General features: G+C 69.7%; 24 protein-coding genes. 13 read left to right on the top strand and 11 right to left on the bottom strand.

Going from position 1 to position 25,139, the window contains the following annotated elements:
* Nucleotides 1–78 precede the first annotated feature (78 nt).
* Genes purE through GRX31_RS03640 form a run of 3 tightly spaced genes read left to right on the top strand, consistent with a single transcriptional unit; the run spans nt 79 to nt 2,749 of the window.
* Nucleotides 79–576: a 5-(carboxyamino)imidazole ribonucleotide mutase gene (gene purE / locus GRX31_RS03650; protein WP_016449129.1), complete on the top strand. Its 498-nt coding sequence runs from the start codon at nt 79–81 to the stop codon at nt 574–576.
* A complete protein-coding gene (locus GRX31_RS03645) occupies nt 573–1,739 on the top strand; it encodes a 5-(carboxyamino)imidazole ribonucleotide synthase (RefSeq protein WP_017404019.1) in 1,167 nt (388 codons plus the stop codon). Before purE ends, GRX31_RS03645 begins: the two co-directional genes overlap by 4 nt.
* Nucleotides 1,740–1,750: 11 nt before the next feature.
* Nucleotides 1,751–2,749, top strand: a complete 999-nt coding sequence (locus GRX31_RS03640; RefSeq protein ID WP_047326340.1) for an L-threonylcarbamoyladenylate synthase — start codon at nt 1,751–1,753, stop codon at nt 2,747–2,749.
* A 15-nt stretch (nt 2,750–2,764) separates the two neighbouring features.
* On the opposite strand, the gene GRX31_RS03635 is transcribed toward GRX31_RS03640, so the two are convergent.
* Nucleotides 2,765–3,661 carry a MurR/RpiR family transcriptional regulator gene (locus GRX31_RS03635; protein ID WP_016452031.1) on the bottom strand — a complete coding sequence of 299 codons (897 nt, stop codon included), beginning with the start codon at nt 3,659–3,661 and terminating at the stop codon, nt 2,765–2,767.
* Between the two features lie 104 nt (nt 3,662–3,765).
* On the opposite strand from GRX31_RS03635, the gene GRX31_RS03630 reads away from it, so the two are divergent.
* From GRX31_RS03630 to GRX31_RS03615, 4 genes are read left to right on the top strand one after another with little or no spacing between them, the layout of a single operon-like run.
* Nucleotides 3,766–5,739 (top strand): bifunctional 5-dehydro-2-deoxygluconokinase/5-dehydro-2-deoxyphosphogluconate aldolase, encoded by a 1,974-nt coding sequence (locus GRX31_RS03630; RefSeq protein WP_160851542.1) that lies wholly within the window; start codon nt 3,766–3,768, stop codon nt 5,737–5,739.
* Complete coding sequence (gene iolB / locus GRX31_RS03625; protein WP_017404006.1) at nt 5,736–6,539, top strand: 5-deoxy-glucuronate isomerase; 804 nt, start codon at nt 5,736–5,738, stop codon at nt 6,537–6,539. Before GRX31_RS03630 ends, iolB begins: the two co-directional genes overlap by 4 nt.
* Nucleotides 6,540–6,583: 44 nt before the next feature.
* Nucleotides 6,584–7,603: a Bug family tripartite tricarboxylate transporter substrate binding protein gene (locus GRX31_RS03620; RefSeq protein WP_160851540.1), complete on the top strand. Its 1,020-nt coding sequence runs from the start codon at nt 6,584–6,586 to the stop codon at nt 7,601–7,603.
* A 46-nt stretch (nt 7,604–7,649) separates the two neighbouring features.
* On the top strand, nt 7,650–8,630 hold the full coding sequence (locus GRX31_RS03615) for a tripartite tricarboxylate transporter substrate binding protein (protein ID WP_016452035.1): 981 nt from the start codon (nt 7,650–7,652) through the stop codon (nt 8,628–8,630).
* A 10-nt stretch (nt 8,631–8,640) separates the two neighbouring features.
* Here GRX31_RS03615 and GRX31_RS03610 read toward each other — a convergent pair whose 3' ends face one another.
* Nucleotides 8,641–9,591, bottom strand: coding sequence for a LysR family transcriptional regulator (locus GRX31_RS03610; RefSeq protein WP_016449120.1), 951 nt, complete (start codon nt 9,589–9,591; stop codon nt 8,641–8,643).
* 82 nt (nt 9,592–9,673) lie between these two features.
* On the opposite strand from GRX31_RS03610, the gene GRX31_RS03605 reads away from it, so the two are divergent.
* Entirely contained in the window at nt 9,674–11,212 is a 1,539-nt protein-coding gene (locus GRX31_RS03605; RefSeq protein WP_016449119.1) for a CoA-acylating methylmalonate-semialdehyde dehydrogenase, read from the top strand.
* Nucleotides 11,213–11,276: 64 nt separating this feature from the next.
* On the opposite strand, the gene GRX31_RS03600 is transcribed toward GRX31_RS03605, so the two are convergent.
* The 3 genes from GRX31_RS03600 to dacB form a co-directional block, all read right to left on the bottom strand.
* Nucleotides 11,277–11,948 (bottom strand): OmpW/AlkL family protein, encoded by a 672-nt coding sequence (locus GRX31_RS03600; RefSeq protein WP_016449118.1) that lies wholly within the window; start codon nt 11,946–11,948, stop codon nt 11,277–11,279.
* A gap of 31 nt (nt 11,949–11,979) precedes the next feature.
* Nucleotides 11,980–13,113 carry an SGNH/GDSL hydrolase family protein gene (locus GRX31_RS03595; RefSeq protein ID WP_160851538.1) on the bottom strand — a complete coding sequence of 378 codons (1,134 nt, stop codon included), beginning with the start codon at nt 13,111–13,113 and terminating at the stop codon, nt 11,980–11,982.
* A gap of 264 nt (nt 13,114–13,377) precedes the next feature.
* The gene (dacB, locus tag GRX31_RS03590) at nt 13,378–14,946 is read right to left on the bottom strand and encodes a D-alanyl-D-alanine carboxypeptidase/D-alanyl-D-alanine endopeptidase (RefSeq protein WP_034363446.1); all 1,569 of its coding nucleotides are present in this window, start codon (nt 14,944–14,946) and stop codon (nt 13,378–13,380) included.
* Nucleotides 14,947–15,015: 69 nt separating this feature from the next.
* On the opposite strand from dacB, the gene tsaB reads away from it, so the two are divergent.
* The 4 genes from tsaB (at nt 15,016) to corA (ending at nt 18,402) form a co-directional block, all read left to right on the top strand.
* Entirely contained in the window at nt 15,016–15,756 is a 741-nt protein-coding gene (gene tsaB, locus GRX31_RS03585; RefSeq protein ID WP_160851536.1) for a tRNA (adenosine(37)-N6)-threonylcarbamoyltransferase complex dimerization subunit type 1 TsaB, read from the top strand.
* On the top strand, nt 15,753–16,277 hold the full coding sequence (gene rimI / locus GRX31_RS03580; protein WP_016449114.1) for a ribosomal protein S18-alanine N-acetyltransferase: 525 nt from the start codon (nt 15,753–15,755) through the stop codon (nt 16,275–16,277). Before tsaB ends, rimI begins: the two co-directional genes overlap by 4 nt.
* Nucleotides 16,268–17,242: a uracil-DNA glycosylase family protein gene (locus GRX31_RS03575; protein WP_160851534.1), complete on the top strand. Its 975-nt coding sequence runs from the start codon at nt 16,268–16,270 to the stop codon at nt 17,240–17,242. Before rimI ends, GRX31_RS03575 begins: the two co-directional genes overlap by 10 nt.
* Before the next feature lie 173 nt (nt 17,243–17,415).
* Entirely contained in the window at nt 17,416–18,402 is a 987-nt protein-coding gene (gene corA, locus GRX31_RS03570; protein WP_016449112.1) for a magnesium/cobalt transporter CorA, read from the top strand.
* A gap of 31 nt (nt 18,403–18,433) precedes the next feature.
* On the opposite strand, the gene GRX31_RS03565 is transcribed toward corA, so the two are convergent.
* From GRX31_RS03565 to GRX31_RS03550, 4 genes are all read right to left on the bottom strand, one after another.
* Complete coding sequence (locus tag GRX31_RS03565) at nt 18,434–18,829, bottom strand: RidA family protein (protein WP_160851532.1); 396 nt, start codon at nt 18,827–18,829, stop codon at nt 18,434–18,436.
* Complete coding sequence (locus GRX31_RS03560; RefSeq protein WP_160851530.1) at nt 18,819–19,961, bottom strand: DSD1 family PLP-dependent enzyme; 1,143 nt, start codon at nt 19,959–19,961, stop codon at nt 18,819–18,821. Before GRX31_RS03560 ends, GRX31_RS03565 begins: the two co-directional genes overlap by 11 nt.
* 19 nt (nt 19,962–19,980) lie before the next feature.
* Nucleotides 19,981–20,994, bottom strand: coding sequence for a tripartite tricarboxylate transporter substrate binding protein BugD (locus GRX31_RS03555; protein ID WP_016452041.1), 1,014 nt, complete (start codon nt 20,992–20,994; stop codon nt 19,981–19,983).
* A 66-nt stretch (nt 20,995–21,060) separates the two neighbouring features.
* On the bottom strand, nt 21,061–21,726 hold the full coding sequence (locus GRX31_RS03550; RefSeq protein WP_016449108.1) for an HAD family hydrolase: 666 nt from the start codon (nt 21,724–21,726) through the stop codon (nt 21,061–21,063).
* Nucleotides 21,727–21,798: 72 nt separating this feature from the next.
* On the opposite strand from GRX31_RS03550, the gene GRX31_RS03545 reads away from it, so the two are divergent.
* A complete protein-coding gene (locus GRX31_RS03545; protein ID WP_016449107.1) occupies nt 21,799–22,707 on the top strand; it encodes a LysR family transcriptional regulator in 909 nt (302 codons plus the stop codon).
* A 6-nt stretch (nt 22,708–22,713) separates the two neighbouring features.
* Here the strand turns inward: GRX31_RS03545 and GRX31_RS03540 are convergent, their stop codons facing one another.
* Both GRX31_RS03540 and GRX31_RS03535 read right to left on the bottom strand, forming a co-directional pair.
* Entirely contained in the window at nt 22,714–24,009 is a 1,296-nt protein-coding gene (locus GRX31_RS03540) for an MFS transporter (protein WP_016449106.1), read from the bottom strand.
* Between the two features lie 29 nt (nt 24,010–24,038).
* The gene (locus GRX31_RS03535; protein WP_013804504.1) at nt 24,039–25,106 is read right to left on the bottom strand and encodes a porin; all 1,068 of its coding nucleotides are present in this window, start codon (nt 25,104–25,106) and stop codon (nt 24,039–24,041) included.
* Between the last annotated feature and the right edge of the window lie 33 nt (nt 25,107–25,139).

The following is a 25,139-nucleotide window of genomic DNA, read 5'->3' as shown; positions in this document are numbered from 1 at the left end:
AGGGGGATGCGGGCCGATCCGGACTAAAAAAGTAAAATCGCGGGTTCCACTAGGCCGGGCCGCAGGCGCCCTCACGACATGAACTCCATCCAGATCGGTGTGGTCATGGGCTCCAGCAGCGACTGGGAGACCATGCAGCACGCAGTTGCCATTCTTCAGCAATTTGGCATCGCCCATGAAGCCCAGGTCGTCTCGGCCCACCGCATGCCCGACGACATGTTCGCCTATGCCGAGGCCGCCGCAGGCCGGGGCCTGAAGGCCATCATCGCGGGCGCCGGCGGCGCCGCCCACCTGCCCGGCATGATCGCCGCCAAGACCGTGGTGCCCGTGCTCGGCGTGCCGGTGGCCAGCCGCCACCTGCAGGGCGTGGACTCGCTGCACTCCATCGTGCAGATGCCCAAGGGCGTGCCCGTGGCCACCTTTGCCATCGGCGCGGCCGGCGCGGCCAATGCGGCACTGTTCGCCGTGGCCCTGCTGGCCAATGAGGACCCGGCCCTGCGGGCGAAGCTCGAAGCCTTCCGCGCCGAGCAGACCGCCGCCGCGCGTGCCATGACGCTTCCCTCGGTGGCCGCATGAGCGCCGCTGAAGTGATCCTGCCCGGCGCGACCCTGGGCGTTCTGGGCGGCGGCCAGCTCGGCCGCATGTTCGTGCAGTCGGCCCAGGCCATGGGCTATTTCACGGCCGTGCTCGACGCCGACCCGACCAGCCCCGCGGGCCTGGTCAGCCACCACCACATACGCACCGGCTACGAGGACCCGCAGGGCCTGGCCGAGCTGGCGCGCCTGTCGGCCGCCGTCACCACCGAATTCGAGAACGTGCCCGCCGCGGCGCTGAACCTGCTGGCCGCCCAGCGGCCGGTCTCGCCGGCCGGCTCCTCCGTGGCCATTGCCCAGGACCGCGCCCAGGAGAAGGCCCACTTCGTGCGCTGCGGCGTGCCCTGCGCGCCCTACGCGGTGATCGAGACGCCGGCCCAGCTGGCGGCCGTGCACGCCAGCCTGCTGCCCGGCATCCTCAAGACCGCGCGCATGGGCTACGACGGCAAGGGCCAGGTGCGCGTGAAGAACGCCGCCGAGCTGGCCACCGCCTGGGAGCAACTGGGCCGCGTGGCCTGCGTGCTGGAAAAAATGCTGCCGCTGGCCCATGAATGCTCGGTCATCGTGGCGCGCGGCCGTGACGGCTCCATGGTCAACCTGCCCGTGCAGCGCAACCTGCACCGCGAGGGTATCCTCTCCGTCACCGAGGTCTACGAAGGCAACCTGCCCCAGGCACAGGTCGAGCAGGCGCTGGCCGCCGCACGTTCCGTGGCCGACGGCCTGGACTACGTGGGCGTGCTCTGCGTCGAATTCTTCGTGCTGCAGGACGGCATGCTCGTGGTCAACGAGATCGCGCCGCGCCCGCACAACAGCGGCCACTACAGCCAGAACGCCTGCGATGTCTCGCAGTTCGAGCTGCAGGTGCGCTGCATGACCGGCCTGCCGCTGACGCAGCCGCGCCAGCACAGCCCGTCCATCATGCTGAACCTGCTGGGCGACCTGTGGTTCAAGGACGGCGAACAGGCCCAGGCGCCGGCCTGGGACCAGGTCCTGGCCCTGCCCGGCTGCCACCTGCACCTGTACGGCAAGCACGACGCCAAGCGCGGCCGCAAGATGGGCCACCTGAACGTCACCGGCCCCACGCCCGAGGCCGTGCGCTCCACCGCCCTGCAGGCCGCTGCCATCCTGGGTATAGAGCCGTTCTGAAGGCCCGCGCGATGATTCTTGATGGAACGCTGGCGGCCTCTGTCCAGGCCGCCGCACAGGCGCTGCAGCGCGGCGAACTGCTGGGCCTGCCCACGGAAACCGTCTACGGCCTGGCGGCCGATGCCGACAACGACGCGGCCGTCGCGCAGATCTTCACTGCCAAGGGCCGGCCGCCCAACCATCCGCTCATCGTGCATGTGGCCGACAGCGGCGCCATCACGCGCTACGCACGTGAAGTGCCGCTGTTCGCGCAGCAGCTGATCGACGCCTTCTGGCCCGGCCCGCTGACCCTCATCCTGCCGCGCCTGCCCCAGGCCGCCCGGGCCTCGACCGGCGGCCAGGACAGCGTGGGCCTGCGCTGCCCCTCCCACCCCGTCGCCCATGCCGTGCTGGCCGCCTGCCAGCAGTTGCAGCCGCCCGTCTGGGGCGTGTCGGCGCCCAGCGCCAACAAGTTCGGCCGCGTCAGCCCCACCACGGCGGCCCATGTGGCCGACGAGTTCGGCGACACGCTGCTGGTGCTGGACGGCGGCGCCTGCGAAGTGGGGATTGAATCGACCATCGTGGACTGCACGCGCGGCGTGCCCGTGCTGCTGCGCCCCGGCGCCATCACGCGCGACGATATCGAGCGCGCCTGCGGCCAGCGCCCCCTGTCCAAGGACGAGCTGCTGGAGAACACGCCACGCGCCTCCGGCACGCTGCTGGCCCACTACGCGCCCAACGCCAAGGTCCGGCTCATGGATGCAAGGCAGCTGCAGGCCGGGCTGGACGTGCTGGGCGCCGACGCCAGGAACCTGGCCGTCTACCACCGCGCACCGCTGCGCACCGCCTCGCGCGCCGTCACGCTGCGCGCCATGCCCGCCGACGCCGCCGCCACCGCGCGCGAGCTGTTCGGCGCCCTGCGCGACTTCGATGAGATCGGCGCCCAGCTGATCTGGATCGAGACCCCGCCCGACACGCCGGACTGGGAAGGCGTGCGCGACCGGCTGCTGCGCGCGGCGGCGGCCGGCTGACACCAGCACCCTCTTCTAAGGCTTGCGGGACGGCTCGTACGCCAGCTCCATCCGGTAGGCCAGCGCCAGGAACAGCGACTGCGCCAGGGTCAGCGTGCTGGTCAGGGAGCGAAAGCCGAAGGTGGCTGCGTCCTGGGCCAGCAGGGTGACGGTGGCGCGGGATGCCAGGGGGCTGAGCTGGCTGTCGGTCAGCGCCAGCAGGCGCGCGCCGCGTGCCAGGGCCGCGTCCACCACCTCCAGCGTTTCGGGCGCATAGGGCTCGAAGGAGACGGCCAGCATCACGTCGCCGGGCGACAGCGCGCGCAGCTCGCCCTTTTGCATGGCGCCCAGGCCGTGCAGCCAGTGCACGGGCTTTTCAGTGTGCTGCAGCGCATAGGCCAGGTAGGCGCCCACGGGGAAGGCCCGGCGCGAGGCGGCCAGCCACAGCGAGGGGGCATCCAGCATGAGGTCCACCGCCGCCTCGAACTGCTCGGGCGGTAGGCCGCGCTGCAGGGCCTGCAGGCTTTCGATGCTGCCTTCGATGACCTCGTGCGCCAGGCGCGCGCCGCTGCGCGGTTCGTTGCCCGAGGCGATCAGGCCCCGGATGCGGTCCTGGTAGTCATGCTGGGCCGAGAGCTGGCGCGCCGCATCGGCGCGGAACAGCGCCTGCAGTTCCGAGTACCCCGAGAACCCGAAATGCTTGGCAAAGCGCACCACGGCAGAAGGCTGCACACCGCACTGTTCGGCCGTGGCCTGGATGCCGTCGAAGGCCAGGCGGTCGCCCTGCATCTCCACATGCCGGCCTATGGCCTTGAGCTGGCGGCTCAGCGCCTCGAAGCCCTGGCGCAGCACGTCCAGGAAGGCAGCGCGGTCGGCGTAAGGGCCGCAGGCCGCAGTGGCGCCCGCATCAGCTGGTGTTTTTCTATTTTTCATATTTGTGGAAAATATTTTCTATTTCGATCTATGATCGCACGAACGCAACGATTATGGGGAGGCCCGCACGCCCCGGGCCCCTCGCAACGCACGGGCCTATGACCATGAGCATGCTGAACTTTCCCTCCGACCGTCCGCTGGACGTGGCCTGCCTGGGCCGTCTGGCCGTGGACCTGTACGCGCAGCAGACAGGCTGCAGCCTGGAAGAGGCCAGCAGCTTTGCCAAGTACCTGGGCGGCTCCTCCGGCAACATGGCTTTCGGCACGGCGCGCCTGGGGCTGCGCTCGGCCATGATTTCGCGCGTGGGCAATGAGCACAACGGCCGCTTCCTGGTCGAGACGCTGCAGCGCGAGGGCTGCGACACCAGCCAGGTGCAGGTCGATGCCCGGCGCCTGACCGGCATGGTGCTGCTGGGCATCAAGGACCAGGAGACCTTCCCCCTGCTGTTCGCCCGCGAGGACTGCGCCGACATGGCGCTGGACGCCGCAGCCATCAGCGAGGAATTCCTGGCCCGCTGCCGCTGCCTGGCCATCACGGGCACCCACCTGAGCGCGCCCGGCGTGCTGGCCGCCAGCCGCAGGGCGCTGGAGATCGCGGGCCGCCACGGACTGGTGCGCGTACTGGACATCGACTACCGGCCCGTGCTGTGGGGCCTGACCGGACGGGGCGACGGCGAGACACGCTATGTCGCCAGCGCCGAGGTCAGCCGCAGGCTGCAGGCCGAGCTGGGCCCGTTCGAACTCATCATCGGCACCGAAGAGGAATGGCTGATCGCCGGCGGCGTGGAGGGTGACCTGATCGCCAGCCTGCGCCGCGTGCGCGAATGCAGCCGCGCCGTCTTCGTGGTCAAGCGCGGGCCGCTGGGCTGCTCGCTGATCGAAGGCGCGGTGCCCGATGTCATCGACCAGGCGCCCACGGTGCCGGGCGAACGCGTGGAAGTGCTCAATGTGCTGGGCGCGGGCGATGCCTTTGCCTCCGGCCTTCTGTCGGGGCTGCTGCGCGGCAAGAGCCTGGAGGCATCTGCGGCGATTGCCAACGCCTGCGGCGCCATCGTGGTCTCGCGCCATGGCTGCGCGCCGGCCATGCCCACGCAGGCCGAGCTGGCGCACTGGTTCTCGGGCCACCGCCATCCGCGTCCCGACCAGGACCCCGAGCTGTCCCACCTGCACCGCGTCAGCCGCGCGCGGCCGCAGTGGCCCGCGCTGTGCGTGCTGGCCTATGACCACCGCAGCCAGTTCGACGATCTGGCGCGCGAGGCCGGCGCAGCGCCCGCGCGGCTGCGCCCGCTCAAGCGGCTGATCAACGAGGTGGTCGCCCAGGTCGAGCGCGACCCGGGCAATGCGGGCCGCATGGGCGTGCTGATCGACGGCCGGCACGACCTGGGCGAGGCCGCGCTGCACGACGCCACGGGACGCGGCTGGTGGATCGGCCGGCCCATAGAGCGGCCGGGCTCGCGCCCGCTGCGCTTCGACGGCACGAACTCGCTGGCCTCCGAGCTGCTGCACTGGCCGCAAAGCCATACCGTCAAATGCCTGGTCTTCTACCACCCCGACGACACGCCCGCACTGCGCGCCGAGCAGGATGTCTGGCTGCAGCAGGTCTGGACCGCCACGCGCGCCAGCGGCCATGAGCTGCTGCTGGAAGTGATCCCGCCAAAGGACACGCTGGCGCCCGACGACCGGGGCGAGGCCGTGCTGCGCGCCATACGCCACTTCTACGACCTCGGCCTCAGGCCCGAATGGTGGAAGGTCGGCACCATGGCGCGCGAGAACTGGGAGGCGCTGGACGCCCTGGTGAACGAACGCGACCCCTGGTGCCGGGGCGCCGTGATCCTGGGCCTGTCCCAGCCCGTGGAGCAACTGGTGCAGGGCTTTGCCCAGGCGCGGGCGCCCGTGGTCAAGGGTTTCATGATCGGCCGCAGCGTCTGGGCCGGACCCGCGCTGCAGTGGCTGCGCAACGAGCTGGACGATGCCGGCCTGCGCGATGCCGTCGCCGCCAACTTCCGTGCGCTGATCGCCGGCTGGGATGCCAGCCGCGTGGAAACCTCCCAGGACATCACCGAAGGAGCTGCAGCATGAGCCTGCTCGTCAAGGCCGCGCCCGGCCGCATCGTCACCGACATCACGCCGGCCAGTGCGGGCTGGAAGCACATCCACTTCAAGGCCCTGAGGCTGCAGGCAGGCGAGCAGGAGGAGTTGTCCACGGGACCGCTTGAATACTGCATCACCGTGCTCACCGGCCAGGTGGATGTGCAGGTCGGCAGCCAGGCGTTCAGCGCCCTGGGCAGCCGCGCCAGCGTGTTCGAGGAGAGTGCGCCTACGGCCGTGTACGTGCCGCCCGGCCAAAGCCTGCGCATCACGGCGCGCAGCCCAGCCGACGTTGCCTTGAGCGCCGCACCCGCCACGGGCCGCCATGCCACGCGCGTGATCGCGCCCGAAAGCATGCGCCGCAGCGTGCGCGGCCAGGGCAGCAACACGCGCCATGTCTGCGACATCCTGCCCGAGACCGAGGCGGCCGAGTCCCTGCTGGTGGTCGAGGTCATCACGCCGGCGGGCAACTCGTCCAGCTATCCGCCGCACAAGCACGACAGCGCCGACCCCGCCGCGCCGGACGCCGAGACCGTGCTGGAGGAAACCTACTTCCACCTGCTCAACCCCAGCCAGGGCTTTGCCTTCCAGCGCGTCTACACCGATGACCGCAGCATCGACGAAGCCATGGCCGTGGAGCACCGCGACACCGTGATGGTGCCGCGCGGCTACCACCCCTGCGTGGCCCCGCACGGCTACGACCTCTACTACCTCAACACCATGGCCGGGCCCGAGCGGCGCTGGGCCTTTCGCAACGATCCCGCGCACGAATGGATGCTGCGGCCGCGCTGACACACGGCGCAACAGATCCCCATAAAAACCACCGGAGACAAAAAATGCTGTTCAACCCAATGGTCCTGCACCGCCAGGCCTGGCTTTCCTGCGCCCTGCTGACGCTGGGCATGGGCACCGCCCAGGCGCAATCCACCCCAGCCCCCTCCTCCCAGGGTGCGCCAGCCTGGCCCACCCAGCCCGTCAAATGGGTGGTGCCCTATGCACCGGGCGGCACCACCGACGTGATCGCTCGCCAGCTGGCCGTGCAGATGGGCAAGGACCTGGGCCAGCCCGTGGTGGTGGACAACCGTCCCGGCGCGGCCAGCATCATCGGCGCCACGCTGATCGCACGCGCCCCGGCCGATGGCTACACGCTGGGCACGGCCGACTCGGGCACGCTGGCCTTCAACCCCGCCATGTATGCGCGCCTGAGCTATGACGCGGGCAAGGACTTCAGCTACATCGGCGGCCTGGGCCGCATGCCGCTGGTGCTGGCCGTGCATCCGTCCTTCCCCGCGAAGAACGTGCAGGAATTCCTGGCCATGGCGCGCAAGGAGCCGGGCGGCATCTCCTCGGCCTCGTCGGGGCCGGGCTCGCCGCTGCACGTGGCGCTGGAGCTGTTCAAGCAGCGCACGGGCACCCAGATCCTGCACGTGGCCTACAAGGGCTCGGCCCCGGCGCTGCAGGACCTCATGGCCGGCCAGATCCAGTCCATGTTCGTGGACCTGCCGCCCAGCATCTCGGCCATCCGCGCGGGCAAGCTGCGCGTGCTGGCCGTGGCCACGCCTCAGCGCCTGCCCATCCTGCCCGACATACCCACCATGGCCGAGGCCGGCGTGCCCGGCTTCGAAGCCTATGCCTGGCAGGGCTTTGTCGGCCCCGCCCACCTGAGCCCTGCGCTCACCGAGCGCCTGAACAAGAGCCTGGCCACCGCCCTGCGCCACCCCGAGACGCGTGCCAAGCTCGAAGAGATCGGCATACAGCCCATGGAGATGACGCCGCAGCAGTTCGCAGGCTTCGTGCGCTCGGAACAGGCGCTGTGGAGCGGCGTGATCAAGGCGGCCCAAATCAAAATGGATTGAAGCGCAGCAGCGACAAAAGACACTTAGAACAGATTCCGGAGACAACATGACCACCGCATCCCGCCGCCATTTCATCCGCTCACTCGGCGCCCTGGCCGCAGCGCCCGTCCTGCCCGCCGTGGCACAAGCGCCTGCCGGCGCCTGGCCCCAGCGCCCCATCGAACTCATCGTGCCCTTCGCTGCAGGCGGCGGCACCGACGTGCTGGCACGCGCGCTGGCCGAGGTGGCGCGCAAGCACCTGCCGCAGGACCTGATCGTGCTCAACCGCGCAGGCGCCAGCGGCGCCGTGGGCTGGACCGAACTGGCCAATGCCCGGCCGGACGGCTACAAGATCGGCATCATCACCGTCGAGCTGACCATGATCCCGCACATGGGGCTGACCAAGATCAGCTCCGACGCCCTGCTGCCCGTGGCCCGCCTGAACGCCGACCCCGCCACCATCGCCGTGCGTGCCGACTCGCCCTATCGCAGCATCGAGGAACTGATCGCCGCCGCGCGCAAGGACGAGGCAGCGGTGCGCATCGGCAATGCCGGCCCGGGCTCGCTGGGCCACCTGGCCGCCGCCGCGCTGCAGGACAAGGCGGGCGTGAAGTTCAACCACGCGCCCTACCGCGGCGCCAACCCCGCCGTGCTCGACCTGCTGGGCGGCCACATCGAGGCCGTGGCCGTCACGCCCGTGGAGGTGGCCACCTATGTGGCGGCCGGCAAGATCCGCCCGCTGGCCATCATGGCCGAGCAGCGCATACAGGCCGGCTGGGAAGCCGTGCCCACGCTCAAGGAGCGCGGCATCGACCTGCTCATCGGCGGCTGGCGCGGCCTGGCCGTGCCCCGCAACACGCCCGACGCCGTGGTCCAGACCCTGCGCAAGGCCATGGCCCTGACCCTCAAGGACCCCGTCCTGCGCGAAACCATGGCCAAGCAGAACATGGGCGAGGGCTACCTGGACCAGCCCGAATTCAAGGCCGTGATCGACCGCGACAACGCGGTGTTCAAGCAATTGGTGGACAAGCTGGGGATCAAGGCCTGAGGGCTCGCCCTCAGCGGATGAACCCTGCCGCAAACGACTCCCGCAGAAAGTCCACGAACACCGCCACCGCGCGCGGGACGTGGCTGGCGTAGGGGCGGATGGCGAACAGCTGTTCGCCGAAGGCGTCGACGGGCCGCCAGCCGGGCAGGACTTCGCTCAGGTGGCCGGATGCCAGGCCCGATTGCGCGCTGAAGTCCGGAACCAGGGCGATGCCCAGGCCGGCCAGTGCCGCGTCGCGCAGGATTTCGCTGTTGTTGGCGGCAAAGCCGCCGGTCACGGGAACGACGACGCGCACGCCGTCCACGCCGGCGTCGCGGGGAACGAAGCTCCAGGCCGGGGCACCCTGGGTGCGTGGATAGTGCAGGCAGTGGTGCGCGGCCAGGTCCTGCGGCGTGGACGGGGTGCCGTGCGCGGCCAGGTAGTCCGCGCTGGCCACGAGCAGCGAGCGCGTGGGCGCCAGCGCCCAGGCCACATGGGTTTCGGGCGGCGCCGTGACGTGGCGTATGGCCAGATCAAACCCTTCCAGCGCCAGCGAGCGTATCTGGTCCGATAGGTCCAGCTCCAGCCGGATCTGCGGATGGGCGCGCAGGAAGGCCGGCAGGCGCGGCATGAGTTGCTGGCGCGAAAAGGCCAGCGGCGCCGTCACGCGCAGCAGGCCGCGCGGTGCGGCAGCCAGGTCGCGCACGCCGGAGAAGCTGTGGGCAATGTGCTCGAAGGCACCGCGCGTGTCGTCCACCAGGCGCTGGCCCGCTTCGGTCAGGCGCACGCTGCGCGTGGTGCGGGTGACCAGGGCGATGCCGGCTGCACGCTCCAGTTCGGCCACGCGCTGGCTCATGGCCGCCTTGCTCACGCCCAGGCGCGCGGCGGCCGAGGTGAAGCTGCCCTGCTGCTCCAGCACGACCAGCCAGTGCAGGTGGCTCCACAAGGCCTCGGCCTTGGCATCGGGTTTTTCATTTGCCATGCATGGATTGTTCAGCAAATTGAACAATCAATTCAAGCGCAGCGCCTAGGCAGGCAGAAAGCGCACTTCTAGACTGCCTGGCATGAACACCGCAAACACCTCCTTCGCTTCCATCGTCCACTACGTCAACGGCCAGCGCACGGCAGGTGCCAGCGACCGCGGGCAGGACGTGACCAACCCGGCCACCGGCCAGGTCACGGGCCGCGTGGCCCTGGCCTCGCGCGCCGATGTCGATGCCGCCGTGGCGGCGGCCAAGGCGGCCTTCCCGAAGTGGGCCGATACGCCGCCCATCCGCCGTGCACGCGTGCTGCTGCGCTTCCTGGAGTTGCTCAACCAGCACAAGGACGAGCTGGCCCATGCGATCACGGCCGAGCACGGCAAGGTCTTCACCGATGCGCAGGGCGAAGTCAGCCGCGGCATCGACATCGTGGAATTCGCCTGCGGCATTCCGCAGCTGCTCAAGGGCGATTTCACCGACCAGGTCTCCACCGGCATCGACAACTGGACGCTGCGCCAGCCCCTGGGCGTGGTCACGGGCATCACGCCCTTCAATTTCCCGGTGATGGTGCCGATGTGGATGTTCCCGGTGGCCATTGCGGCGGGCAATACCTTCGTGCTCAAGCCCAGTCCCATCGATCCCACACCGTCGCTGCTGATCGCCGACCTGCTCAAGCAGGCGGGCTTGCCTGACGGCGTGTTCAACGTGGTGCAGGGCGACAAGGAGGCGGTGGACGCGCTGATCGAGCATCCCGACGTGAAGGCCGTGAGCTTCGTGGGCTCCACGCCGATTGCCAACTACATCTACGAGACGGGCGCGCGCCACGGCAAGCGCGTGCAGGCCCTGGGCGGCGCCAAGAACCACATGGTGGTCATGCCCGATGCCGATATCGAGCAGGCCGTGGACGCACTGATCGGCGCCGGCTACGGCTCGGCCGGCGAGCGCTGCATGGCCATCAGCGTGGCCGTGCTCGTGGGCGACGTGGCCGACCAGCTGCTGCCGCGCCTGATCGAGCGCACCAAGGCGCTGAAGGTGCTGGACGGCGAGGACCTGGCCGCGGAAATGGGCCCCATCGTGACCCGCGCCGCGCACGAGCGCATCAGCGGCTACATCGACCTGGGCGTCAAGGAAGGCGCGCAGCTGCTGGTCGATGGCCGGGGCTTCGACGGCAAGGCGGCCGGCTCCTCCACAGGCACGGACACCTCGGGCGGCTTCTGGCTGGGCGGCACGCTGTTCGACCATGTCACGCCCGACATGCGCATCTACAAGGAAGAGATCTTCGGCCCCGTGCTGGCCGTGGTGCGCGCCAAGGACTTCGCCGAGGCCGTGCAGCTGGTCAACGACCATGAGTTCGGCAACGGCGTGGCCTGCTTCACGCGCGACGGCAATGTGGCGCGCGAGTTCGGCCGCCGCATCGAGGTCGGCATGGTCGGCATCAACGTGCCGATTCCCGTTCCCATGGCCTGGCACGGCTTCGGCGGCTGGAAGCGCAGCCTGTTCGGCGACATGCACGCCTATGGCGAGGAAGGCGTGCGCTTCTATACCCGCCAAAAGAGCATCATGCAGCGCTGGCCCGAGAGCACGCCCAAGGGTGCGGAATTCGTGATGCCCACGGCCAAGTAGGCGCAGTCCCCCTCCATGAAAAAACCAGCCCGCGGGCTGGTTTTTCTTTGGGGACTGCGACCTGTCAGAAGCGGTATCCGATGCCGATGGCGTAGACGTTCGGATTGAGCTTGAGCGACACGCTCTGGCCCGAGGACAGGTGCGCCGTGGTCTTCAGGAAGCTCTTGTAGTAGGCCACGTCCAGGAACCAGCGCTCGTTGAAGTTGTAGACGAAGCCGATCTGGGGCGTCAGGCCCCATTTGCTGTCCACCGAGGCCGTGGTCGGGTTGGCCAGCGTGCCGCCGGTCAGGCCGTTGAGGGAGGCCGTGGTGCGCTCGCCGAAGAACTTGGCATAGGTCACGCCCAGGCCCAGGTAGGGGCGGAAGGCGGAGTTGGCCTCGCCGAAGCGGTACTGCGCGAACACGGTGGCGGGCAGCACCTTGGTGCGGCCCAGCTTGCCCGTGCCGGAGATGGCGCCATTGCCCACGAAGTCATGCTTGAACGGCAGGCCCATGGGCACGTCGATGGCCCAGTTGTTGGTGACCATGTAGGTCACGCCGCCCGTGAGCTGGCTGTTGGCCTTCACGTCCACGCGGGTGTCGGGGAAGCTGGGTGTGCTCAGCCAGCCGCTGCTGGTCTGGGGATCGATGCGCGTGGCGCCCAGGCGCACGCTCCAGGTGCCGGCGGACTGGGCGGTGGCGGCCATGCAGGCCGTGGCCATGGCCACGGCGGCGGTGATGCGCAGGAATGTCTTCATGGATGTGTCTCCTCGTGCTGCATGACTGCGATCACAGCCAGCCGGCACGGGCCAGGGTGCGGGAGGCCAGCTGGCTCATCTGCTGATGGCCATAGGGCGTGGGGTGGAAGCTGTCGGCAAAGGCATAGCTCTTCCACCAGTTGGCGCTGGTCTCGCCCACGGGAATGGAGGCGGACAGCGCGGCCTCGGTGCAGGTCGGGAAGCTGTAGGTGGGCAGGCCGTCGGCGCCCACGCCGGTGGCAGGGCAGGCCGCCTTTTTCACGTTGGTGTAGGCGTACTGGGCGGGGTCGGCCATCTGCTGGCGGAACTCGCTGTAGAAATCGATGATGGCCACGCGGCTCTCGCCCGCGAAGCCGTTGGCAACCTGCTGGTTGAAGGCCTTGACCCAGCCGTCGAACACGGTCTCCAGCTGGGCGGCGGCGGCCGAGCCCTGCTGCTGGGCCACCGATTGCAGTACCAGCTGGAAGCGCGGCGTCAGCGTGATGGCCGGCACGTTGAGGATGGCCACGCGCGTGGCGCCCTTGCCCAGCACATTCGCCTGGATGGTGGACACATAGCCCTTGGCCAGGTTCTGCATGTACAGGCCGCCGGCCTGGGCCATGCCGGCCTGGCCCTGCTGCAGCAGCGCACCCAGCGTGGCCGCGTCGATCTTGGTGGACAGCAGCGCCTTGAAGTTGGCGCCCTGGTCCCTGGAAGCGGCCAGGAAGGCGCCGATCACGTCGGCCGCGTCATTGGCGCCGCCGTCGATCACGGCCAGGTCATCGGCCGTGAAGCCAGCCGCGCCGGCCAGCAGGATCTGCTGCGTGATGGAGATGGGCGCCGTGGGCGCGCTGGTGTAGTTGATGCGGCCGCCGCCCACGGCGTAGTTGTTGCACGAGGTGTTGGGCGTGAAGGCCGTGCCGTTGAAGCGCGGGCACAGGGAGATGTTGTACAGGCCCGCCACGCGCTCGGCCCAGACCTGGTTGGAGCCGGCGCCTGTCAGCGTGGCGTTCTGCACGGTGAACTTGTAGCCGAAGGTGCCGCTGTCGGAGAGGCTGTCGCCCATCACCTTGACGGAGGTGATCTTGGCACGGGGGGTGGTGTCGGCGCCGCTGCCGCCACCGCAAGCGGCCAGCAGGCCGGCCGTGGCCAGGGAGGCCGCGAGGATTCGATAACGATTTGCCAAGGTGTGATCTCCGTGAAGTGTTGTGAATAGCACGACCGTGCTTTTTTTGGTGATTGCCATCGTAGCGACAGTCGCACCTTGGCGACACCGGGCAAGTACCGATAGGAATCGCGGGCCGACCGGGCATTTCGCACGCGGGCGAATAGACGATAAATACCGGTCTGGCGCCCGCAGGCAGGACAAGGCCCTTGCCGGGCAGGAGGCGGAAACACAACGGAAAGGGCCTGCAAAAGCAGGCCCTGGAACAGGAGCGCAGGCGGCGTATCAGCGGTCGTGCGCCGTCCAGTCCACCAGCGCATCCCAGGCCGCGCGCGCGGCGGCCGCATTGGCGTGGTTGGCCATGGCCACCAGCACGTATCGGCGGCCGCTGGCGCCATCCACATAGCCGGCCAGGGCCGAGGCATCGCGCAGCGTGCCGGTCTTCAGGTGCGCCATGCCCTGGACGCGGCTGAGGCTGCGGCGCAGCGTGCCATCGACGCCGACGATGGGCATGGAGGCCACGAACTCCGGCATCACGGGCGAGGCCCAGGCCTGCTGCAGCATGCGGCCCAGGCCGGAGGCCGTGATGCGCGCCTCTCGGCTCAGGCCCGCGCCGTTGTCGGCCACGGGCTGCTCGGCCGCACCCCAGCGCGCCTGCCACCACTGGCCCAGCGCCTGGCGCGAGGCCTCGAAGCTGGCCACGCCGGTGCGCTGCATGCCCATGGTCAGGAACACCTGCTGGGCCATGACGTTATTGCTGTATTTGTTGATGTCCCGCACCACCTCGGCCAGCGAGGGCGATTCGCTCTGGAAGGCCGGCTGCAGGCCGGCCGGCACGCGGCCGTCGCGCACGGTGCCCGTGAGCTTGCCGCCCAGCTCGCGCCACATGCCCTCGATGGCGCGCGCCGCGAAGGCCTCGGGCTGGGCCGGCGCCAGCGACCAGCTCTTGTCGCCGCAGCTGGCCGGGAACGTGCCGGCAAAGGCGATGCGCAACGGGTCGGCCATGTCCAGTTGCAGCCGGGCGCGCCAGTCGCCGCACTCGCTGCCTGCCGGCGCCAGGGGCACGGTTTCCTGTTGCTGGATTCCGGCCAGCGGCGGGTCGTATTGCAGCCGCGCCACGCCCGCCGCGGCGTCGGGCACAAAGCCGACCGTCACGGCCTTGTAGTTGACCAGCAGGGCGTCGGGCGCCACGTTGTAGGGGCGCCAGGGCTCGTTGTCGAAGGTGGAGGGATCGTGGGCGGGGACGGAGAACGCGCTGCGGTCCAGCACGATGTCGCCCACGATGACCTTGATGCCCATGCCCTGCAGGCGGCGCAGCATCAGCCACAGCCGCTCCATCACGAGCTTGGGATCGCCCTGGCCCTGGATGTACAGCGGCCCGCGCAGCACGCCGTCCTGCACCGGCCCGCCCAGGAAGACGGGCGTGCGCCAGACATGGGCAGGACCCAGCTGGTCCAGCGCCGCATAGGTGGTGACCAGCTTCATCACCGAGGCCGGGTTCATGGCCACATGGCTTTGCCAGTCCAGGCGCGGAGCGGCCCGGCCATCGACCTCCACCACCAGGGCGGAGACCGCCTCGCGCGGCAGCTTGGCGCGCGCCAGGGCGGCTTCCACGGGAGGCGGCAGCCGGCTTTCGCGCGCAGTCTTGGTGGAAAGGGCCGCCGGTGACGTGGGCGCATCGGCCTGGGCAATGGCCATGCCGGGCAGGGCAGCCGCCGCCAGCAGCGCGGCTGCCAGGCCCCGGTGTGAACGCGGCGTTCCGAGTGAGAAGGCGGAGGAAATCGAGGAAATAAGGAAAGAAGACAGCGAAAGATGCAACATGGCCGGCAAGTCTACGCCGGTCATTGCGGCCATGCCGCGCGCGGGCCGGGCGGGGCACCGATAATCCAGGGCTTGCTGCGGCACCGCCGCCTGCCCCACGCCATGAATCTTCTTGCCCTAGACACCAGTACCGACACCCTCTCCATCGCCGTGCAGCGCGGCGATGCCGTCTGGGAACACAGCGGCCCCGGCGGCCCGCAGACCTCGACCGAGCTGATCCCCGCCATCCTGGCCCTTATGGCCCAGGCCGGACTGGAGTTCGCCGAGCTGCGGGCCATCGTCTTCGGCCGGGGTCCGGGCTCGTTCACAGGCCTGCGCACGGCGTGCTCCGTGGCCCAGGGCCTGGCCTTTGCCGCCCGCGTGCCCGTGCTGCCCATGGACAGCCTGCTGGCCGTGGCCGAGCAGGCGCGCATGCAATACGGCTGCACCGACCTCATCGCCGTGATCGATGCGCGCATGAACGAGGTCTACCACGCCGCCTACCACTGGGCCGATGGCCGCTGGAACGACATCGGCGAGCAAAGCGGCGACTTCGGCCTGTGCGCGCCCGAGGCCCTGCAGCTGCCGCCCGGCACCGTGGTGGCCGGCAACGCCCTGGCCGCCTATGGCGAGCGCCTGGCGCCCCAGGCCAGCCATGTGGCTGCGCTGCCCACGGCCGCCGCCATGCTGCGCCTGGCCCCTGCGATGCTGGCGGCCGACCGCGCCCTGCCGGCCGACCAGGCCCTGCCGCGCTACATCCGCGATAAAGTCGCGCAGACCACGGCCGAGCGCGAGGCTGCCAAGGCGGCAGCCGCGCTTGCTTCATCCGTGCAGACCACAGAGACCCCTCCTGCCCAGGCATGAGCACGCACACGCCACAGCCCTCGCGGCCGCTGCCGCCCCTGACCGACGCCTTGGCGTCGGAGCGGGACAGCGTGCGCTTCGAGCCGCTGAACGTGCTGTGGCTGGACACGCTGCTGCCCGTGGAGCAGCAGGCCTATTCCCATCCCTGGACGCGCGGCAACTTCATCGACGCCATGGCGGCCGGCTATGAAACCCAGCTGCTGGTGGATGCCCAGGGCGGGCTGGTCGGCTACTTCGTCGCCATGATCGTGCTCGACGAGGTGCACCTGCTCAACATCACCGTGGCCCCGGCGCGCCAGCGCCAGGGCTGGGCCCGCATCCTGCTGGACGCCCTGGCCCTGTGGTCGCGCCAGCGCCAGGCCCAATGGATCTGGCTGGAAGTGCGCGAGAGCAATGTCCGCGCACGCAGCATCTACGCCGCGCATGGCTACCAGGAGGTGGGCCTGCGCAAGAACTACTACCCCATGCACGACGGCCCGCGCGAGCATGCCGTGCTCATGAGCCTCAAGCTATGGCCCTGAATCTAGACACCCGCCAGCGGGCCATGCTGCATGCCATGGGCATCACTGTCTGGCTGCCCGAACCCGAGACCGCGCCCGCCGTGCTGTCCGAGGCCCTGGCTGTGCCCGCCGATGCGCCTGCAGCGGCGCCCCTGGCGGATCCGCTGGTGGCCCGCCCCGTGCCGCCGCCCGTGCAGGAGGCGCCCTCCCCGGCGTCTGCTGCACCGGCGCCTGATGCACCGGCGCCTGTCGCCGCGCCAACGCCCGTACGCGTTCAGGTGCCTGTTCAGGCGCCGGTCCAGGCGCCACCGCCTCCCGCACCCGTGCACGCCTCTCCTGCACCCGTCATCCCCGAGCGCGAACGCCCGCCGCGCCGCTACGTGCAGCAGCCCGTGGCCGGCGCACCGGGCCTGGGCTGGCGGCTGGGCCCCGTGCGTCCCGTGTATGCGGCAACGCCGCCGGCCGGTGAGGGCGGCGAAGGCGGCTGGCTGATCCTGCTGGAGCCGCCTGCCAACTCCCTGCCGCTGCCGCCCGCCCGGCGCCCCGGCCCCGACTGCGCGCGCACCGCGCTGGAAGGCGATGCTGCCCGGCTGCTGGACAACATGCTGCGCGCGCTGAACCTGCAGGACCATCCGCGCCTGTACAGCGCCGCCCTGCACCGCGTGCAGCCTCCGGCCGAAGGCCAGGAGGCGCCCGAGGTCCCGGCCCTGCAACCGTCGCTGGAGGCACTGCTGCGCGATCTGCGCCCGGCCTGCGTGCTGGTGCTGGGCCTGGCCACGGCGCGCGCCGTGCTGGGGCGCCAGGAGGCCCTGGGCCGCCTGCGCGCCGAGCCGCACCGCATCGCCGGTGTGCCGGCCGTGGTCAGCTACGACCCCAACTACCTGCTGCGCGCCCCCCAGGCCAAGGCCGGCGCCTGGGCCGACCTGTGCCATGCCCAGGCTTTTGTGACAGGCCGCCAGATGCCCCCTGGAGCCGCTTCCGAATAGCGCGGCCGGCCCGCATGCTGCAGCGCAACGCTGCATAATCCGATGCTTTGCATCTTGGAGAAAGCTCCGTGGAAACCTACCCCAGTTGGTAGCTTTCAACTCCCGGTTGGCCTGTGGGGTTGAAAGCACCCCCGATACCCCGCACGCCTGAGAAGAACACCTGGAGTGAGCCTATGCTCAACATCTTTACGCTGGCCAATGGCCGCCTGGTTCAAGAAGAGATCGAGTCGCTGGAGGAGCTGTCCCGCTTCAAGCCGATCTGGGTGGACCTGGAGTCGCCCACGGTCGAGGAAAAGCGCTGGATCAAGCAGCACTACGAGTTGTCCATCCCCGAAGATGCGATGGACGACGACATCGAGGAATCGGCCCGCTTCTACGAAGAAGACAACGGCGAGCTGCACATCCGCAGCGACTTCCTGATCGACGATGACGAGGATCCCCGCTCCGTGCGCGTGGCCTTCATCGTCAACGAGCACAACAAGAACCTGCGCAGCTGCGGCGTGCTGTTCTCCATCCATGACGAGGACGTGCCGGTCTTCCGCCTGCTGCGCATGCGCGCACGCCGCGCGCCGGGCCTGATCGACGAGGCCAAGGACGTGCTGCTCAAGCTGTTCGACGCCGACGCCGAGTACTCGGCCGATACGCTCGAAGGCATCTACGACGACCTGGAGAAGGCCAGCAAGATGGTGCTGTCCGGCGACGTGACCGACGATGTGGCCCGCGAAGTGCTGGGCGCCATCGCGCGCCAGGAAGACCTGAACGGCCGCATCCGCCGCAACGTCATGGACACGCGCCGCGCCGTCAGCTTCATGATGCGTTCCAAGATGCTCAATGCCGAGCAGTTCGAGGAAGCGCGCCAGATCCTGCGCGACATCGAATCGCTGGACAGCCACACGGCCTTCCTCTTCGACAAGATCAACTTCCTGATGGATGCCACGGTCGGCTTCATCAACATCAACCAGAACAAGATCATCAAGATCTTCTCGGTGGCCAGCGTGGCCCTGCTGCCGCCCACGCTGATCGCCAGCGTCTACGGCATGAACTTCCGCTTCATGCCCGAGCTGGAGTGGGAGTTCGGCTACGTCTACGTCATCGCGCTCATGGTGCTCAGCGCCGTGGGGCCCATGCTCTACTTCCGCAAGCGCGGCTGGCTGAAGTAGCGGCAGCCGGCCCCCTCGGGCCGGGCTTTCTTCAGGCCAGCGCCACGGCCTCGATTTCCACCTTCAACCCGAAATGCAGCGCCCCCGTGGGCACCACGGCGCGCGCGGGCCGGTGCGTGCCGGCCCAGTCGGCATAGAGGCGGTCGAAGGCCGGCCAGTGCGCCATGTCGTCCAGGTACACGCGCACCTGCAGCAGGCGAGGCACGCCGCTGCCGGCCAGCTCCAGCGCCGCTGCCAGATTGGCCAGCGCCTGGCGCGCCTGGTCCTCGAAGCTGGCGTCCACCATGCGCGTGCCGTCGGGCCGTATGGGCAGCTGCCCTGACACGAAGACCAGCCCCTGGCCCATGGCCGTGTGGCTGTAGTGGCCGCCCGGCGCAGGCAGGTTCGGCGATGCATGGCGCAGATCGATCCCGTTTTCACCAGCCATGGAGCCGCTCCCAGGTTTGCACCGAGCCATCTGCCCCCAGCGCCTGGTAGGCCGGGAACTGCGCGCCCGTGGCGCAGGCATGGTTGGGCAGGATGCGCAGCCGCGTGCCCAGGGGAAAGCGCGTGGCGATGTCGGCCTCCGCCGTGCCATCGGCCCGGGCCAGGATGCCGTGCTCCTGGTTGGCGCCCGTGAGCACGAAGCCCGGCATCACCCGCCCCTGCAGGTCGCAGACCTGGCCGTAGCCGAAGTCCTGCCGCTGTTTCGCCGTGCCCCGGTCGCGGCTCATGGCCATCCAGCCTGCGTCCACGATGGCCCAGCCCTTGTCGGCCTGGTGGCCGATCACGGTGGCCAGCACCGACAGCGCCACGTCCTCGGCCGTGCACACGCCGATGTTGCGCATCACCAGGTCGAAGAACACATAGACGCCTGCGCGCACCTCGGTCACGCCGTCCAGCCGGCATGCCGCCAGCGCGGTGGGCGTGGAGCCCACGCTGACCACGGGGCACGGCAGGCCGGCCGCGCGCAGGGCTTCGGCGGCCTGCACGCAGCCGGCGCGCTCGCGCTCGGCCAGCGCCTGCAGCGCCTCGGGCGTGTCCAGCTCGTAGCTGGAGCCGGCATGCGTGAGCACGCCGCCCAGGCGCATGCCGCCGTCGTGCAGCGTGCGGCCAATGGCCAGCAGCAGCGGCGCATCTTCGGCGCCCACGCCGGAGCGGTGGCCGTCGGTGTCGATCTCTATCCATACCTCGAAGACCTCGCCCTGTTCGCGGCCGAACGCGGCAATGGCCTGGGCCGCCGCCACGCTGTCCACGATGAGCTTGAGATCGCAGCCGCGCCGGCGCAGTTGCAGGGCCTGCGGCAGGCGGTGCGGCGCCATGCTGACTGCATAGAGGATGTCGGTGGTGCCAGCGGCAAAGAACTGCTCGGCCTCCTTCAGGGTGGAGACCGTGATGCCCGAGGCCCCGGCCGCGCGCTGCGCGGCGGCCACGGGCACGCTCTTGCTGGTCTTCACATGGGGGCGCAGGCGCACGCCCTGCGCGTCCATGCGCTGCTGCATGCGGTGGATGTTGCGCTGCATGCGTGCGAGGTCGATCACGGCAGCGGGCGTGTCCAGGGTCAGAAGTGTGTCTTGCATGGTGTTTCTCTCTCCATCGTCAATCCAGGTATTGGCCTTTGGCCTTGAGGGCAGGCACGTCGTTGCGCAGTCCCTGTTCGATCAAGGCGGAGACCGTGGCCGGCACGGCCTGCTCGGGCGACGGCAGCTCCACCCCCAGCGCGGCCATCTGTGCGCGCAGGCCCGCATCGCCCATGGCGTGCTGCAGCGACCGCGTCAGCCGCGCGAGCACCGCCGGCGGCGTGCCGCGTGGTGCGAAGATCGCGTTCCATGAGCGCGCCTGCAGGGGGTGGCCGGCCTCGGCGCTGGCCGCCGTGCCCGGCAGCTGAGCCAGGCGCTGTGTTCCCAGCACCGCAATCGCCTTGATGCGGCCGCCCGCGATCTGCGGCAGCGCCGTCGTCGTCTGGTCGCACATGAAATCGGTCTGTCCGCCCATGAGATCGTTCATGGCAGGCGCGATCCCGCGATAGGGAACATGGGTGGGGCTTTGGCCCAGCGCCGACAGCAGCAGCACGCACCCATAGTGCGATATCGAGCCCACGCCGGCGCTGCCATAGGAGGCTGCGGCCTGGTTGCGCTTGAGCCAGTCGGCGAACTGGCGCAGGTCGGAGGCCGGCAGATTGGCACGCGCCAGCAGCAGCATGGGCGCCGCGCCCGCAGGTCCCACAGGGGCGAAGTCGGCCACGGGGTCATAGGGCAGCTTGCGGTACAAGGCCACATTGACCACATGCGTGCCTATGCCGCCAAAGGACAGGGTGTAGCCGTCGGCGGCAGCCTTGCGCGCCTGGTTCAGGCCGATGGTTCCATTGGCGCCACCCAGGTTCTCGATCACCAGGGGTTGGCCCAGATGCTCCCCCATCTTCTGAGCCACGGCACGGGCCAGCGCATCGCTGGGGCCTCCCGGGGGAAACGGCACGACCAGCGTGACCGGCCTGGCCGGAAAGGCAGCGCCGGCCTGCGCCAGGGCTCCCTGGCTCCACGCCATGGCACAGACGATGGACAGGACCGGGAATGCGGACACAAGGGACAACGGCAGGGCTGGACGCAGCTGCATGGCAGGCTCCTCACAAGGGTGGACAGGATAGGAGGGCGGGCACAGCACCGGCTGCACCCTCGGGGTTCAACCCTGCTGCAGGGAAAAGTCCCTGAGCCAGGGCAGTGCCGGCGCCAGCGTGGGTGCTTCGGCCTCGGCCTGCGGCGCGCCCGTGGGCCGCGACAGGCCCACGCGGTTGTGCCAGAAGGTACGCAGGCCCACGGCCGAGGTGCCGAACAGGTCATAGCCCGATCCGGCCACGAAGGCGGCCTGGCCCGCAGGCAGCCCCAGCCGGTCCAGCGCCAGCTGGTAGGGCCGGGGGTCGGGCTTGTAGAAGCCTGCTGCTTCCGAGGTCACCACCACATCCCAATCCACGCCCAGCAGCGCGGCGGCACGTTGACCCAGGCGCTCGGAGCAATTGGTCACCACGGCCAGGCGGCAGTGCGGGCGCAGGGCGGCCAGCAGCTCGCGTGCGCCATCCCAGGGCTGCAGCTGCTCCCATTGCGCCTCCAGCCTGTCGGCCACCGCCTCGGGCAGGCCCCGGTTGCGGGCCGCCGTGCGCACCAGGTCCTCATAGGGCTGGTAGGCGCCGCAGCCATAGGTCAGGCGCAGGTATTCGGCGCGCCAGTCGCGCCCGGCAGCCTCGCTGCCGGCGGCCGCATTCCAGACGGTCCAGGAGTCCAGCAAGGCGGTCAGCAGGTCGAAGAGCACGGCCCGGGGCCATGCGGCAGAGGTGGGGTATGGGGTGTTCATGCCTTGGCACTGTACGGACCAAGACCATGGTCGTGGTTAAATCCGCCGTCATCAATCGTTAAGGCAAATTGAATGATTGCCATCGAAGACCTGCAGCTTGCCGCCGCCTTGCTGCGCGAAAGCTCGCTGAGCGCGGCGGCCCGTGCGCTTGACGTAACACCGCCTGCACTGTCCATGCGCCTGCGCCGACTGGAGGCCGAACTGGGCCTGTCCCTGGCCAACCGCAGCGCGCGGCGCCTGGCGCTGACGCCCGAGGGCGAGCGCTTTGCCCGCGAGGCCGTGCGGCTGCTGGGCCAGATCGAGGAGCTGCGCGACTCGCTGCACGGCGATGCCCGCCAGCTGGGCGGCACGCTGCGCTTGGCCGCGCCCTTTGGCTACGGGCGCAGCCGGCTGGCCCCGGCCCTGGTGCCCTTCACGCGCCAGCACCCGCAACTGAAACTGCAGCTGGACCTGCGCGAAACGCCTTTCCCCGACCGCCACGATGCCGATGCCGTGGTCCACATCGGCGCGGTGCGCGACTCCTCCTGGGTGGCGCGCGAGCTGGCTGCCAACGACCGCTGGCTGTGCGCCAGCCCCGGCTACCTGCGCCGCCATGGCACGCCCGCCACGCCGCGCGAATTGCTGGAGCACGCCTGCATCTGCATCCGCGAGAACGAGGAGGATGTGACGCTGTGGCACCTGCGCCCCGCCGCCAGCCGGCGTGCCGTGGACGGCCAGACCCTGCGTGTGACGCCGTCCTATGTGACCAACGATGGCGGCGTGGCCCGCCACTGGGCCGAACAGGGCCTGGGCCTGGTGCTGCGTTCGCAATGGGACATGGCACCGGCCATTGCCGAGGGCCGGCTGGTGCGCGTGCTGCCCGACTGGCATTTCGGCAGCGCGCCCGTCACCCTGCTGGTGCCCACGCGCAAGGGACGCACGGCGCGCGTGCAGGCCCTGGTGACGTTTCTGGAGCAGTGCGCCGCAGCGGGCGCGCTGTAGTGCAGGTCAGGCCGTGCGCGCGGACGTATCCCGGGCATCGCTGGCACCGTGGGTGCCCTGGCCGCGCTCGCGCAGCCAAAGCACCAGGCCGCAGACCATGACCACCAGCTGCGTGCCCACCAGCAGGCCGAAGCCGGCAACGAAACCGCCGCCGGCCGAATGCGACGTCCAGCCGATGACGGCGCCCATGAGCGCAGGCATGAAGCCCGCCACCAGGGTCGCCGTGCCGTTGACGACGCCGTAGGCGCTGGCCACATGCTCGGGCCGCGCGCAGTACTGCACGGTGCTGGGGATGGCCGGGCTCATCAGGCCCCAGCAGAAGTTGGCGGCGATCAGGCAGTAGGCCGCCGCGTAGCGGTCTTCCATGTGGATGGCCAGCCATATGGCCAGCGCCAGGCCCAGGCTGCCGCCGACGAAGATCAGCGGCACCTGGCGGCGCGGCAGGCGGTCGATGACGATGCCACCGACCAGCACGGCCAGCACCGTGGCGTACTGGGGCAGCGAGGCCAGCCAGCCCATCTCGCGCAGCGAAAAGCCGCGCGACTCCAGGTAGGCCGGCAGCCAGTTGCTGCTGCCCCAGAGGTAGGAGAAGAAGGCCGCCGACAGCACGGCCACCAGCACCAGATAGCGCGTGTGCATGGCGCCGCGCACGATCTGCCCGACCTGCCCCACTGCCTCGCCCAGCGAGCGCGGGCGCGGCATGCCGGTGTCCACGCGGGGCATGCGGATGAAGGCCAGCACCAGCGGAATGCCGATGGCCACATTGATCAGGCCCAGCACGTGGAACGAGGTCTGCCAGTCATGGCCGGCCACCAGGTAGCCGATCAGCGGATAGCCCACCGCCAGCCCCAGTCCCGTGCCCATGTTCACGAAGGAGTTGGGCAGGCCGTTCTCGTGGCTCTGGAAATGCGCCTTGATGTAGCTGCCCGCCAGCGAGTACAGCGGCCCTTCGGAGATGCCCAGCAGGATGCGCGAGGCCAGCAGCAGGCCATAGCTGTTCATGGCCGGGGACAGAAAGGACACGGCGCCCCACAGCAGCAGGCCGACCACCAGGCTTCGGCGCACGCCGAAGAGCGCCGCGCAAAACGGCGTCAACACGAAGGAAGAAACGCCGTAGCCCACCATGAAGGCCGTGGCCAGCAGGCCCTGGCGCGTGCGGTCGTCGTGCGTCAGCCCGATGTGGTCCAGAAATCCCTGGTCGAGGATGAGGATCGAAAGGTTGATCCGGTCCACATAGGAGATGGCGACGATGATGAAGAGGCTGATCACCCCCCACCAGCGGGCCGCACGCATATCTTTCATGGCAAGTCTCTATCGCCCGATGGGCTGTATCAGAAGAAGTGGCGCACGCCCACCTCGAAGCCGGAGGAGCGGCCGCCCAGCGTGGTGCCCGGGGCCGACAGGCCCTGCACGCCGATGGACTTGGCCGCGCCGTCCTTGTTCTTGAGGAAGGCCACCGTGCCGTAGACCTGGGTGCGCTTGGACAGGTTGTGCCCGTAGCCCACGCTGATCTTGTTCCAGTCGGCATTGCTGCCGTCGGTGTTGTAGTGGCCGTAGGAGGCCTTGAACTCGCCCATGCCCACGGGCGCGGTCACGCCCAGCTGCAGGGCGGTGACCTTGAGGGCGCCGCGCTTTTCGCTGGCCCACAGCAGCATGGGCTTGGCCACGCCGAAGTCCCAGCTCAGGCCCACGTTGCTGGCCGTGAGGTTGGTCGCATCGCTGTCGCCATAGAACTTGCCCGTGGCCAGTGCGCCGTTGAAGGGGCCCTGGCGGTAGCCGAAGCGCAAGCCGCGGTAGTCGCCCTGGTTCTTGTTGGGCGCGCTGCGCGCCTGCTCGCCCATGGCCACCTGCACCTGGCCGTAGAAGCCGCCCAGGTTCTGCGGCAGGAAGTAGCTGACCGCGTTGCTGATCTGGATGGGCGCGCCGCCCGTGGCCGTGCCCGTGCCGGGAATGCCCAGCATGGTGAAGCCCATGGTGCCGCCCACGCCGTTGGTGAGGAAGGGGTCGAAGATCAGCGTGCTCAGGAAGGTGGCCGAGTCATCGCGGCCCAGGCGCACTTCGCCGAAGTCGCCCGACAGGCTCACGGTGGAGCGGCGGTTGAAGCTCAGGCCGCCACCGCTGGCCTTGCCCGAGCCGCTGTCCACGTCCATGCCCGCCTCCAGCCAGAAGCCAGCGCGCAGGCCGCCGCCCAGCTCTTCCGTGCCGCGAAAGCCGAGGCGGCTGATGTTGGCGCCGCCCGTGGACAGGCCGGTCTTGGAGGGGCCGGAGCCGTTCAGGTGCGTGACGCCGACATCGACGACGCCGAAGATCTCGACCTTGGACTGCGCCGAAGCGGCACCGGGCAAGGACGCCAGGCAGGCTAGCGCCACGCCCAGCATGGGCGTATGGATGGTTTTCATGGGGTTGTCTCCTCTGGGGGTGGTGGCTTGGGG

This window comes from Delftia sp. CH05, from assembly GCF_009827015.1.
GTDB lineage: Bacteria > Pseudomonadota > Gammaproteobacteria > Burkholderiales > Burkholderiaceae_C > Comamonas > Comamonas tsuruhatensis.
Note: the sequence above shows the minus strand (reverse complement) of the source record. Positions and strands in the feature narration are given on the sequence as shown.